We start from the raw sequence: 12895 nt of genomic DNA on the forward strand, positions 1-12895 counted from the left end.
CCTCAGCGGGAGCCGGGCGTCACTTCTTGGTCTTGTCGCCGCCGGAGTCGGTGGACAGCGCGGCGACGAACGCCTCCTGGGGCACCTCGACGCGGCCCACCATCTTCATCCGCTTCTTGCCTTCCTTCTGCTTCTCCAGCAGCTTGCGCTTACGGGAGATGTCGCCGCCGTAGCACTTGGCCAGGACGTCCTTGCGGATGGCGCGGATGTTTTCACGGGCGATGACGCGGGCGCCGATGGCGGCCTGGATCGGCACCTCGAACTGCTGCCTGGGGATGAGCTCGCGCAGCTTCTTGGCCATGTCGACCCCGTAGGCGTAGGCCTTGTCCTTGTGCACGATGGCGCTGAAGGCGTCGACCGCCTCGCCCTGGAGCAGGATGTCGACCTTGACGAGCTCGGCCTCCTGCTCGCCGGCGGGCTCGTAGTCGAGCGAGGCGTAGCCGCGGGTGCGCGACTTGAGCTGGTCGAAGAAGTCGAAGATGATCTCGCCGAGCGGCAGCGTGTAGCGGATCTCGACGCGGTCCTCCGAGAGGTAGTCCATGCCCTGGAGCTGCCCGCGCCGCCCCTGGCAGATCTCCATGATCGCGCCGATGAACTCGGCGGGGGCCAGGATGGTGGACTTGGTGACCGGCTCGAAGACCTGGGCGATCTTGCCGCCCGTGGGGAACTCCGAGGGGTTGGTGACGGTCAGCTCCGTGCCGTCCTCCATGACGACGCGGTAGACGACGTTGGGCGCGGTGGAGATCAGCGACAGGCCGAACTCCCGCTCCAGCCGCTCGCGGACGATCTCCATGTGGAGCAGGCCGAGGAAGCCGACGCGGAAGCCGAAGCCGAGCGCGGCCGACGTCTCCGGCTCGTAGACGAGCGCGGCGTCGTTGAGCTGGAGCTTGTCGAGCGCCTCGCGCAGCTCCGGGTACTCGTCGCCGTCGATCGGGTAGAGGCCGGAGAACACCATCGGCTTGGGGTGCTCGTAGCCTTCGAGCATCTCGCGGGCGGACTTGACGGCGGTGGTGACGGTGTCGCCGACGCGGGACTGGCGTACGTCCTTCACGCCGGTGATCAGGTAGCCCACCTCGCCGACGCCGAGGCCGGGCTCGGACGGCTTGGGCTCGGGCGAGATGACGCCGATCTCCAGCGTCTCGTGGGTGGCGCCGGTGGACATCATGAGGATGCGCTCGCGCTTGCCCAGATGGCCGTCGATGACGCGGACGTACGTGACGACGCCCCGGTAGGTGTCGTAGACCGAGTCGAAGATCAGCGCCCGCGCGGCCGCGTCGGCGTCGCCGACCGGGGCGGGCACGGTGGCGACGACGTGGTCGAGCAGCTCGCGCACGCCCACGCCGGTCTTGCCGGAGACGCGCAGCACGTCGGAGGGGTCGCAGCCGATGAGGCCGGCCAGCTCCTCGGCGAACTTCTCCGGCTGGGCCGCCGGCAGGTCGATCTTGTTGAGCACCGGGATGATGTGCAGGTCGGCGTTCATGGCCAGGTAGAGGTTGGCCAGCGTCTGCGCCTCGATGCCCTGGGCGGCGTCGACCAGGAGGATCGCGCCCTCGCACGCCTGGAGCGAGCGCGACACCTCGTAGGTGAAGTCGACGTGGCCGGGCGTGTCGATCATGTTGAGCACGTGGCCGTCCCAGGGCAGGCGGACCGCCTGGGACTTGATGGTGATGCCGCGCTCGCGTTCGATGTCCATCCGGTCGAGGTATTGGGCGCGCATGGAGCGGTCGTCGACCACACCGGTGATCTGCAGCATCCGGTCGGCAAGGGTCGACTTGCCATGGTCGATGTGCGCGATGATGCAGAAGTTGCGGATCAACGCGGGGTCGGTCTGGCCAGGCTGAGTGCGCACCGAAGTCCGTTTCGACAGGGTTGAGGACAAGCAGTCTTTCATGGTGACATGCCCGGGTGACTTCCCGAGCCGTCATCCGCCGCGGCCTGCGCCTGGTCGCGCTGGTCGTGGCCGTCGTGGTGGTGCTGACCGGCGTCGTAGCCGCAGCGTTCCGCCTCCAGTTTACCGGCGAGCCCGCGGGCTGGGCGAAGAGCACCGGTAACGACGCCATGTGGCTGGGCCACATGTGGGTGGACGGCCGCCGCACGGAGGCGGACGTGCGGGAGCTGGCCGTGCGGCTGCGCGCCACCGGCATCAAGGATGTGTACGTGCATTCCGGGCCGTTCGAGATGGATGGCCGACTAGATCCTGCCAAATACCCCAATGCCCAAAATTTCGTCCAATGGATGAAGAAGTACCTCCCCGGGGTCCGCGTCTCCGCCTGGCTCGGCCAGTCCGTCGAGGACGCGCTCGACCTCGACGACCCCGCCTCCCGCCGGAACGTCCTGGCCGGCGTCGCCGCCGTCATGCGGACCGGCTACGACGGCATCCACTACAACTTCGAGCCGATCGGCGACGGCGACACCGACTTCCTGGTCCTGCTGGAGGAGACGCGCAAGCACACGCGCCTGCTGTCGACCTCCACGCCCCAGATCGAGCCGTACCCGGGCATGCGCCTGGCCACCAGGGCCGTCCTCACCCACGACAAGTACTGGTCGCGGGGCTTTTTCCAGGAGGTCGTCGCCCGGGTCGACCAGGTCGCGGTCATGACGTACGACTCGGGGCTGCCCCTGCAGTCGCTCTACGGCGGTCACGTGGCCAGGCAGGCGGAGCTGGCGCTGGAGCTGGTGCCCGAGACCAAGCACGTGTTCGTCGGCGCGCCCGCCTATCATGACCACGACGTCCCGTGGAGCGACGCGGCCGAGAGCGTCGCGCTCGCGGCCGAGGGCGCCAAGCTGGCGCTGTCCGGCCACGGCCCGCGCGAGCGGTTCGGCCTCGCCCTGTACGTGGACTTCGCGGCGACGGCGGAGGACTGGGCGGAATACCGGACACGCTGGCTGTCGTAGAACGCCGTTGATTTGAGCTGCCAGCTGGGTTATTGGTAGCCTGGGCAACTGCGTGTGGCGCGCCCTCTCTCGAGCCCGCGCGCTTCATCCATCACCTAAGACTTTCACCGAGGCTTCTTCGTGGCGAACATCAAGTCCCAGATCAAGCGCAACAGGCAGAACGAGAAGGCCCGCCTGCGCAACAAGGCGGTCAAGTCCTCCCTGAAGACGGCGGTCCGCAAGTTCCGCGAGGCTGCCGAGCAGGGTGACGTCGAGCAGGCCGCGGCGCTCCAGCGGGTCGCCGCCCGTCAGCTCGACAAGGCCGTCAGCAAGGGCGTCATCCACAAGAACCAGGCCGCCAACCGCAAGTCCGCGATCGCCAAGCAGGCCGCGGCCCTGGCCAAGTAACGCTTCAGCGCGACGCCGCACCCTCTGACGGGGGGTGCGGCGTTTTGTGTTGCGCCCCCACTCTCCCCATACTCCGCTGAGTGAAGTATGTCCATGCGGAATGTGTCACAGTTTCAATATCACATACGCATCGCCGCAGCGTATCGGCTGTGTCACCGTTGAAAAGGCGACCTTGCGGCCGGAGCGGACACTGCTCAAAGGTTCACCTAACCGGGTGAATGGGGGTCGCATGCGGGGGCCGTTAGTCGTCAAGCGTGCGTTCAGCGAGCCGTTGCTCCTGCTGGCGGCGTTCGGCTCGATCCTGCTCGCCACCACCACGCTGGTCGCGCTCACCATGTACGCCTCCTCGATCGCCGAGGCGGGCGTGCTCCGGACGATGGAGACCGCGCCGCTGCGGCAGATCGCCGTCACCGTGAACGCCCCGGTGACGGCCGAGGACTTCGGCAGGCAGGACAAGACCGTACGCGACGCCGCCGCCGAGGCCTTCGGGGGCGTGCCGGCCGAGATCTCCACCAGCTTCCGCTCCGACTCGTACGCGATGCCCGGCCAGCAGGACCGCAAGGTCCCCGAGCTGCTCAGGTTCGGCGCCTACGACGGGCTCGACAAGCACGCCAAGCTGGTCTCCGGCACCTGGCCCGAGCCAGGCGGCGACGTGGTGCAGGCGGCGATCCCGCTGTCGGCGTCCTCGGCGTCAGGGCTGACGGCCGGTCAGGAGATCAGCACCGAGGGCCGGCTCGACGGCAAGACCGTCAAGGTGCGCATCACCGGCGTCTTCCAGCTCGACGACCCGTTCGGCGACCGCTGGACCGGCGAGCAGCTGCTCAGCCGGGGCGTGGAGAGCGGGCAGTTCACCACGTACGGGCCGCTGATGGTGCCGCGCGAGACGTTCCTGTCCAAGTTCGCCACCCACGTCACGACCACGTGGACGCTCGTCCCCGCCGTGCGCGACCTGACGCCCGAGCAGCTTCGCCCGCTCGCCGCCGCCGTGGACGAGCTGCCCGAGGCGCTCAAGTCCGGCGGCTGCCCGTCCTGCCAGACGACCACGCGGCTGGCCGAGGTGCTGACCCAGCTCGACACCGCCTCGCTGGTCGCCCGCTCCACGATGCTCATCCCGGTGCTGCAACTGCTGCTGCTCGCCGCGTACGCGCTCATGCTGACCGCCCGCCTGCTGGCCGACCACCGGCGGATGGAGGTGGCGCTGCTGCGCTCGCGCGGCGCCGGGACGCTGCGCCTGGCCGGGCTGGCGGGCGGTGAGGCGCTGCTGGTGGCGGTGCCGTGCGCGGTCGCCGCGCCGTTCCTCGCGCCGCCGCTGCTCGCGCTCATCAACATGCTGCCGTGGATCGCCGCCTCCGGCGTCCGGCTGGCGCCCGTCGCCGACCTGGGCACGTTCCTCGTCTCCGCGGGCGTGGCGCTGGCCTCGGCCGTGCTGCTCATGCTGCCCGCCCTGGCCGGGGCGCGGCGCACGTACGTCGAGGAGCAGGCGTCGCGGGGCCGCGGCGGCGGGCGCGGGCTGATCCAGCGCGCGGGCGCCGACCTGGCGCTGCTGGTGGTGGCGGCGCTGGCGATCTGGCAGCTCCAGCACTACGGCGCGCCCGTCACCACGACCGCCGGCGGCGGCCTGGGCATCGACCCGCTGATCATCTCCGGCCCGGCGCTGGCGCTGCTCACCGGCGGCATGCTCGGCCTGCGGCTGGTGCCGCGCATCTCCCGGCTGGCCGAACGGCTCACGGCCAAGCGGCCCAGCCTGGCCCCCGCGCTCGGCGCGTGGCAGGTCAGCAGGCGGCCGCTGCGCTACTCCGGGCCCGCGCTGCTGCTGACCATGGCGATCGCGATCGGCATCGTGTCGATGGCCACGGCCTCCACCTGGCGGGCCTCCCAGCTCGACCAGGCCCGCCACCAGGCGGGCGCCGACCTGCGGCTGTCCGGGCCGCCCGAATCGCCCGAGCTGGGCGTGTCCGGGCGCGGCACCGCGTTCACCGCCCTGCCCGGCGTCACCGCGGCCTCGCCCGCCTTCCGCGGCCAGGTCGACCTCAGCGGCCAGACCGTCACCCTGCTCGCCCTGGACGGCGGCAAGCTGGAGCGGCTCTTCCAGCTTCGGCCCGACCTGTCGGCGCAGTCGGTCGGGGCGATGTCGCGCGGCCTGGTCGCCGGCCGGGCCGAGGCCACCGGCCTCGAACTGCCGGGACAGCCCACCACGCTCACCGCGGAGGTGCGCACGAACCGCGTCTGGCCGCTGCGGGCGCGGATCTCCGACGCGCTCGGCGTCTGGCACGACCTGCCCGTCACCGTCGACCAGCAGAACACCGGCCGGGTGGACCTCAAGTGGCTGGGCGGGAAGACCGGGAAGATCGCCTACCCGCTGACGGTCCGCGGGTTCGTCGCCACGCCGCCGCCCGTCGAGGAGGCGGCCGTGACCGTCACCGTGTCCGGCCTGGCCGCCGACGGCCGTGACCTCGGCGCGCCCCAGGTCAGCATGGAGGTGGTCGGCGACCTGCCCGTCCTGCGGACGTTCGCTCCGCTGCCGAAGCCGGGCCCGCTGCCCGTCGTCATGACCGCCGACCTGGCCGCCGCCAGCAAGCTGACCGCCGGGCAGACCGGGCGGATCAACCTGGACCGCCGCGTCATCGACGTCACGCTCGCCGGCGTCGTCGACCGGATGCCCACGACGGACCCCGCCCAGCCGGCGCTGCTGGCCGACTGGACGACGCTCCAGGAGCACGGCCTGTCCGCGGCACTGCTGCCGCGACCGGCGACGGAGTGGTGGCTGGCCACCGAGGACGGCGAGACGAGCGCGGCGACGGCGGCGCTGCGCGTCAACCCGCAGTGGAACGTCACCGTGACCGACCAGCGGCGGCTGGCCGCCGAGCTGCAGGACGACCCGCTGGCCAGCGGGCTCCAGGGCGCGCTCATCCTCGGCTTCCTGGCCGCGCTCGTGTTCGCCGCCCTCGGCTTCCTGGTGAACGCGACCGTCGCGGCGCGCGAGCGGATGTCGGAGTTCACGATCCTGCGGGCGCTCGGCGTGAGCTTCCGGCAGGTGTTCGGGCTGCTGGCCGTCGAGCAGGCGTTCGTCGTCGGGCTGTCGCTGGTGGCCGGCACCGCGCTCGCCGTGGTCGTGGGCAACCTCGTCGTGCCGCACATCGTGCTGACCGGGCAGGCGGCGGCGGTCACGCCGTCGGTGCTGCTCGACATTCCGTGGCTCGCGACCGCGGGCATGCTCGCGCTGGTGGCGCTGGTGCTGTTCGCCATCGTCGCGGGACTCGCGCGCAACCTGCGCAGGCAAGGGCTCGGCCGGGTCCTGCGGATCGGGGAGGACCAGTGAAGCTCCTGCACCTGGCCCGGGTACACCTGGGCGCGGTGGCCGTGCTGCTCGCGCTGACGCTGAGCGCGTGCCTGCTCGTGGCGGGGCTGCCGCGCGTGACGCAGGCGGCGTTCGACGCCGCGCTGCGCGAGGCGCTGCTGAAGGCGCCCGCCGAGCGGGTCGACCTGACGACGATGATGACGACCGACTCCCCCGGCCAGGACCTGACCCGGGCCCAGTCCTTCGACGAGCTCGAGCAGGACATGCGCGCGGTGCTGCCCGCGCCGCTCGACCGGCTGATCGCCCCCGCCGGCACGGGCACCGGCCACTCCGGCGCGAAGACGTACGGGACGCCGATCTCCGGCACGGGCGGCAAGCAGTACCTCAACCTCGCCTGGCTGTCCGACCAGGAACGCCGCGTCACCTGGGTCGAGGGCCGGGCCCCCGGCGAGCCGGCCACGACCACCTGGAACAACCAGGAGCTCACGCTCTTCGAAGCGGGCATGGCCCGCGAGGCCATGTCGGCGCTCGGCATCAAGATCGGCGACACGCGGGTCATCGGCGAGAACAACTACGCCGCCGTCAAGGTCGTCGGCGCCTTCGAGGCCAAGGACCCGGCCGACCGCTACTGGAGCCACAACCAGGACGTCATCAACCTCCAGCTCAACCGCCCGGCGGGCAGCCTCGACGAGGAGGTGCACGCCACCGCGCTGATCTCCGACCAGGGCCTGAGCAAGCTCAGCGGGCGCGACCGCAACCTCACCTACTTCTGGATCCTGCCGCTGCGCACGCAGGCGGCCACCGCGCTCGACGTGCCCGAACTGCTCCCGGCGATCAAAGAGTTCGAGCGGCGGATGAAGGTCGCCGACGGGATGCTGCCGCGCCAGATCCTGCGGACCGGGCTGCCGGAGATGCTCGGCTCGTTCCAGGCCCGGCTGGCGACCGCGCAGACCGTCATGTACCTGGTGCTCGGCGGGCTGCTGCTGGTCGCGCTCGGCGTGATCCTGCTCGCCGTGCAGCTCCTGGCCGACCGGATGGACACCGCGCTCGGGCTGATGCGGGCGCGCGGCGGGGCGCTGCGGCAGCTCGCCGGGACGGGCGCCGGGCTGGTCGCGCTGGCCGTCGTGCCCGCCGCCCTGGCCGGGTACGCGCTCTCGTACCTCTTCCCCGGGCCGGTGCTGCCGCTCGTGCACGCGGGCCCGCTGCTCGTGGTCGTCGTGGCGGTGGCGTTCGCGGCGGCGCGGATCGCCGTCGCCCACCGGACCCCGCTGAACGAGCGGCGCGACGACGTGGCCACCGCCCGGCCGTCCGCCAAGCGGATCACGCTGGAGGTGCTGGTCGTCGGCCTGGCGCTGGCCGGGGCCTACCTGCTGCGCACGCGCGGGCTGACGACCGACGTGCGGACCGAGGGGCAGGACCCGTTCCTGCTGCTGGTCCCGCTCGCGCTCGCGCTCGCCGCGGGGCTGATCACCATGCGCTGCTACCCCTATCCGCTGCGCCTGCTGGTACGGCTCGCGGCCCGGATGCGGCCGGCCGTGCCGTTCCTCGGGCTGACGCGGGCGGCCCGGGCGCGCTCGTTCAGCATGCTGCCGGTGCTGATCCTGCTGCCGGCGCTGGGCGTGTCGGTGTTCGCCTCGGTGGTCTCCGGCGGCGTCGGCGACACGCAGCGGCTGGCCTCCTGGCAGAGCGTGGGCGCGCCCGCCACCGTCACCTCCAGGATGGAGCTGCCCGCCGAGGCGATCGAGCGCGTGCGTCAGGTGCCCGGCGTGACCGCCGTGGTGCCCGCGCAGTACGCCTCGGTCCAGGTCGGCCACACGCCGGAACGGGCCGAGCTGCTCGCGGTCGACCTGCGGAGCTGGCAGGGGCTGCTCGGCGGCTCCCCGATCACGCTGCCCACCGCGGGGACCGCGCCGTCCGGCATCCCGGCGGTGGTCTCGCCCGCGCTGGCGGGGCGAGGCACGTTCGAGATCGGCTGGAACTCGCGGCTGAAGATCACCGAGACCGGCGTCGCCCCGACGCTGCCCGGCTTCTTCACCGAGGGCAAGTTCATCGTGGTGCCGTTCGACGTCGGGCAGCGGCCGGTGGTCAACACGCTGATCGTCGGCGGCACCGCGTCCGCCGAGGCGCTGCGCGCCGCCGTACCCGACACGATCGTGCGGACGCAGGCCGCCGCGCTCGCCGACATCCAGGACGACCCGCTGACCGGCACCGTCCGCACCACGCTGCTCGTGGTGACGATCGCGCTGTCCGCGTACGCGCTCGTCGCGGTGATCATCGCGCTGGTGATCGGCGCCGCCGACCGGGCCAGGGCGCTGTCGTTCCTGCGTACGCTGGGCCTGTCCGACCGGCAGGCACAACGCCTGACCGTGCTGGAGGTCATGCCCATGATCCTCGTCACCGCCCTGGTGGGCCTGGCCCTCGGGCTCGTCCTGCCCGCCGCGCTCGGGCCCGGCGTCGACCTGTCCGCCTACGCCGGCGGGCTGCCCGTCGGCGACTACGAGCTCGACCTGGTCACGCCGACGGCGCTGGCCGCCGGGCTCACCCTCGTGGCCGTGCTCGGCGCCTACGCGCACACCGCCATCAGCCGCCGCCGCAGCCTCGGCGCCGTACTCCGAGTGGGTGATCTGTCTTGAACCCGACCCTGTCCGAGCTGGAGGCGCAGGCCAGCAAGGGAAAGGCCGCCTTCGGCGGCGACGCGCACATCGTCTGCGACAACCTGGTGCGCATCTACAAGACCGAGGGCGTCGAGGTGGTCGCCCTCCAGGGGCTCGACCTGCTCGTGCAGAAGGGCGAGCTGCTGGCCATCGTCGGCGCGTCCGGCTCCGGCAAGTCGACGCTGCTCAACGTGCTGTCCGGGCTGGACGTGCCCACCGCGGGCGTCGCCAAGGTGGGCGGCATGGACCTGCTGTCGATGACGGCCAAGGACCGGCTGCGCTACCGGCGCGAGGTGGTCGGGTTCATCTGGCAGCAGACGGCGCGCAACCTGCTGCCGTACCTGTCGGCGCGGGAGAACGTCGAGCTGCCGATGAAGCTGGCCGGCAAGGCCAGGCGGGGCCGGGCGACGGAGCTGCTGGAGCTCCTGGGCGTCGGCTACTGCGCCGACCGGACCACGCCCGAGATGTCGGGCGGCGAGCAGCAGCGGGTGGCCATCGCGGTCGCGCTCGCCAACGGCCCGCAGCTCGTGCTCGCCGACGAGCCCACCGGCGAGCTCGACAGCGACACCTCGGAGCAGGTGTTCGACGCGCTGCGCAAGGCCAACAGGGAGCTGGGCGTGACCGTGGTCGTGGTGACGCACGACCCGCTGGTGTCGGAGCAGGTGGACCGCACCGTCGGCATCCGCGACGGCCGCACCAGCAGCGAGACGCTGCGCCGCGAGGACGCCGAGGGCCAGATCATCGCCGAGGAGTACGCGGTGCTCGACCGCGTGGGCCGCCTGCAGCTGCCGCGCGACTTCATGAACGCGCTGGAGATGGAGCGCCGCGTGCGCCTGGAGCTGGAATCCGACCATATCGGTGTATGGCCGGCGAGAGAGGAGCCGTCCGGTGAGCAGTGAGCCGCTCGTCGTCGTCGAAGGCGTCCGCAAGGTCTACCGCAGCGGGCCCAAGGAGGTCGTCGCGCTCCGGGAGGTGTCGTTCGAGGCGTACCCCGGCGAGCTCGTCGCCATCCGAGGCCGGTCCGGATCGGGCAAGACGACGCTGCTCAACCAGATCGGCGGCCTCGACAGGCCCGACGCCGGCCGCGTGGTCGTCGCCGGGCACGAGGTCACCTCGCTGTCCGAGGACAACCTGCTCGCGCTGCGCCGCGACGTCGTCGGGTTCGTGTTCCAGTCGTTCGGGCTGATCCCCGTGCTGTCGGCGGCCGAGAACGTCGGCGTGCCCATGCGCCTGGCCCGCACCCCCGTCGAGGAGCGCGAGAAGCGCATCCGCATGCTGCTCGCCCTCGTCGGCCTCGAACAGCACGCCAACCAGCGCCCCTACGAGCTGTCCGGCGGCCAGCGGCAGCGCGTCGCCATCGCCCGATCGCTCGCCAACCGGCCCCGCCTGCTCGTCGCCGACGAGCCGACCGGTCAGCTCGACTCCCAGACCGGCCGGCAGATCATGCAACTGCTGCGCGCCCTCGTCCGCAGCGAAGGCGTCACCGCCCTGGTCGCCACCCACGACCCGGGCCTGATCACGCTCGCCGACCGGGTCCTGGAGATCAGCGACGGCGTGCTGCGAGAGGCCGCGCTGCAGGAAACCTGACCACCGCCGCCAGGTTCGCCACGGCCACCAGCACCGCCCCGGCCACCAGCAGCCCCGGCATCCCCGTGACCCCCGCGAGCGGCGCCGCCACCGCCAGCCCGAGCGGCCGCGACGCGAACGAGATCAGCCCGTCGAACGACCGCACCCGGCCCAGCGCCGCCTCCGGGATCTCCTCCGCCAGCAGCGTCTCCCACAGCGGGCTCAGCACGCCCAGCCCGAACATCGCCACCAGGTACGCCCCCGCGATCCCCCACGCGGGCAGCGGCACGGCCAGCGCGACCAGCGGCAGCACGTACAGCGCCGCCCCGGCCTGCGCCGCCACCAGCGGTCTGCGCACCGGCAGCCTCGGCGCCGCCAGCACGCCCAGCACCAGGCCCACCGTGCCGCACTGCACGATCAGCACCCAGCTCGCCTCGCCGCCCAGCGCGTTCACCGCCGTGAGCGGGCCCAGCGTCAGGAACAGCCCGGCCACGAAGTGCCACACCCCGTGCCCCAGCACCGCCGCCACGAACCAGCGCCGCGCCCGCACCTCCCGCCACCCCTCGGCCAGCTCCCGCCCGAACGCCCCCCTGCCTGCCCGCCCTCCCGCCCTGGAACCGGACCCCGCACGAACGCCACCCGCCGCCGGAGCCGACCCCGTACGGACGCCATCAGTCGCCGAGGTGGACCCTGTACGGGCGTCATCCAGCGCGGGGCTCGACGCCATGCCACCCGGCGCAGGAACCGATCCTCCGCCACCCGGCACGGGGACCGACCCGACGCCACCCGCCTTCAAGTCGGAGCTCGTACGGATGCCGCCGAGGGTCAGGGCCGAGCAGGCGAACACGGCGGCGGTGAGCAGCGCCGACCAGCCCGGACCGGCGGCCAGCACGACGCCGCCCGCCAGAGCGGGCGCGAGCACGCTCGACAGGCTGGTGGCCACGCCGATGCGCGCGTTCACCCGCAGCCGCGCGTCCGGCGGAACGACGGCGACCACCAGCCGGGGCACCGCCGGCATCCCGAACGCGATCGCCACCCCGGTCACGGCGGACAGCACCGCTAGGTCAGCGATCCGCCCCACCCCCGCCAGCAGCTCGATCCCGATCCCCGCCTGAGCCAGACAACGCACCAGGTCGGCGACCAGCACGACCCGCGCGGGCGGCAGCCGGTCGGCGACCACCCCCGCCACCGGCAGGCACAGCAGCAGCGGCAGCAGCTCGCACGCCAGCACCAGACCCAGGTCCTCGGCACTCCCCGTGGCCCGCAGCACCGCCAGGGTGAGCGTGGTCGGGATCAACGCCGTGGCCAGCGCGGACAGCGCACGCCCGATCAGCAACCGTCTCGTCATGGGCCACCACGTTAATTCGTCAGCTAATATTTCGTCAACAAAATACTTGCTGCCGTATAGTGCGTCGCGTGGAGGACTCCGTCGACCGTCATCTCGCCCGCTGGCGCGGCAAGGCCCCCTACGACGAGCGCGTGGAGGGCATCGTCACCCGCATGCAGGTCCTGGTGAAACACCTGGCCCACAGCAAGGAGACAGCCCTGGCGCAGGTCGGGATGCAGGACTTCGAGTACGAGACCCTGCACCGCCTCGTAGCCGCCGGAGGCACCGCCACTCCCTCCCAACTGGCCGCCGAGCTCCTCCTGTCACCCGCGGGTATGACGGGCCGCCTCGACACGCTGGAGAAGTCCGGCCTCGTCCGTCGCGTACGCGGCACCTCCGACCGGCGGCGCGTCGACGTCGAGCTCACCACCCGCGGGCACGACCTGTGGATGGAGGCGATGCTCCTGCGCGCCGAGGTCGAGACCGCCCTCATCGCCGCCCTCACCCCCGCCGAACGCCAGACCCTGGACGGCCTCCTCAAGACCCTCCTGACCAGCGTCGAATCCCGCCCCTCCTAACCGCGCCCGCCCCCTGACCCCAGCCCGGCCCTCGACCTGCCTGCCCGGCCTCAGCCCCAGCCCCAGCCCCAGCCCCAGCCCCGGCCCCGGCCCCGGCCCCGGCCCCCAGGGATTGGACACCCTCGAACACCGGCCGGTCGGTAGCCAGCCCTCACACGTGACGCGCCGAGAAGCTCCCCCACGCAGAGAG

General features: G+C 72.2%; 9 protein-coding genes. 7 read left to right on the forward strand and 2 right to left on the reverse strand.

Annotated elements, in window-relative coordinates; all coding sequences use genetic code 11:
* Nucleotides 1-19: 19 nt before the first annotated feature.
* On the reverse strand, nucleotides 20-1849 hold the full coding sequence (gene lepA / locus AB0G11_RS10240; RefSeq protein WP_357585155.1) for a translation elongation factor 4: 1830 nt from the start codon (nucleotides 1847-1849) through the stop codon (nucleotides 20-22).
* A 56-nt stretch (nucleotides 1850-1905) separates the two neighbouring features.
* Here lepA and AB0G11_RS10245 point away from each other — a divergent pair, with 56 nt between their 5' ends.
* The 6 genes from AB0G11_RS10245 to AB0G11_RS10270 all read left to right on the forward strand — a co-directional run bounded on the left by AB0G11_RS10245 (nucleotide 1906) and on the right by AB0G11_RS10270 (nucleotide 10821).
* Complete coding sequence (locus tag AB0G11_RS10245) at nucleotides 1906-2895, forward strand: hypothetical protein (RefSeq protein ID WP_357585157.1); 990 nt, start codon at nucleotides 1906-1908, stop codon at nucleotides 2893-2895.
* A gap of 120 nt (nucleotides 2896-3015) precedes the next feature.
* Nucleotides 3016-3282 (forward strand): 30S ribosomal protein S20, encoded by a 267-nt coding sequence (rpsT, locus tag AB0G11_RS10250; protein WP_049574879.1) that lies wholly within the window; start codon nucleotides 3016-3018, stop codon nucleotides 3280-3282.
* Nucleotides 3283-3511: 229 nt separating this feature from the next.
* Nucleotides 3512-6601, forward strand: a complete 3090-nt coding sequence (locus AB0G11_RS10255) for an ABC transporter permease (protein WP_357585159.1) — start codon at nucleotides 3512-3514, stop codon at nucleotides 6599-6601.
* The gene (locus AB0G11_RS10260; protein WP_357585161.1) at nucleotides 6598-9213 is read left to right on the forward strand and encodes an FtsX-like permease family protein; all 2616 of its coding nucleotides are present in this window, start codon (nucleotides 6598-6600) and stop codon (nucleotides 9211-9213) included. Before AB0G11_RS10255 ends, AB0G11_RS10260 begins: the two co-directional genes overlap by 4 nt.
* Nucleotides 9210-10133: an ABC transporter ATP-binding protein gene (locus AB0G11_RS10265; protein WP_219507487.1), complete on the forward strand. Its 924-nt coding sequence runs from the start codon at nucleotides 9210-9212 to the stop codon at nucleotides 10131-10133. Before AB0G11_RS10260 ends, AB0G11_RS10265 begins: the two co-directional genes overlap by 4 nt.
* Complete coding sequence (locus AB0G11_RS10270) at nucleotides 10123-10821, forward strand: ABC transporter ATP-binding protein (RefSeq protein ID WP_219507485.1); 699 nt, start codon at nucleotides 10123-10125, stop codon at nucleotides 10819-10821. Before AB0G11_RS10265 ends, AB0G11_RS10270 begins: the two co-directional genes overlap by 11 nt.
* On the opposite strand, the gene AB0G11_RS10275 is transcribed toward AB0G11_RS10270, so the two are convergent.
* Nucleotides 10778-12148, reverse strand: a complete 1371-nt coding sequence (locus tag AB0G11_RS10275) for an MFS transporter (protein WP_357585163.1) — start codon at nucleotides 12146-12148, stop codon at nucleotides 10778-10780. The two genes, AB0G11_RS10270 and AB0G11_RS10275, sit on opposite strands and share 44 nt — an antisense overlap.
* Before the next feature lie 68 nt (nucleotides 12149-12216).
* Here AB0G11_RS10275 and AB0G11_RS10280 point away from each other — a divergent pair, with 68 nt between their 5' ends.
* Nucleotides 12217-12705 (forward strand): MarR family transcriptional regulator, encoded by a 489-nt coding sequence (locus tag AB0G11_RS10280; protein WP_357585165.1) that lies wholly within the window; start codon nucleotides 12217-12219, stop codon nucleotides 12703-12705.
* Nucleotides 12706-12895 lie beyond the last annotated feature (190 nt).

Source organism: Nonomuraea sp. NPDC023979, assembly GCF_040639085.1.
Taxonomy (GTDB): domain Bacteria; phylum Actinomycetota; class Actinomycetes; order Streptosporangiales; family Streptosporangiaceae; genus Nonomuraea; species Nonomuraea ceibae.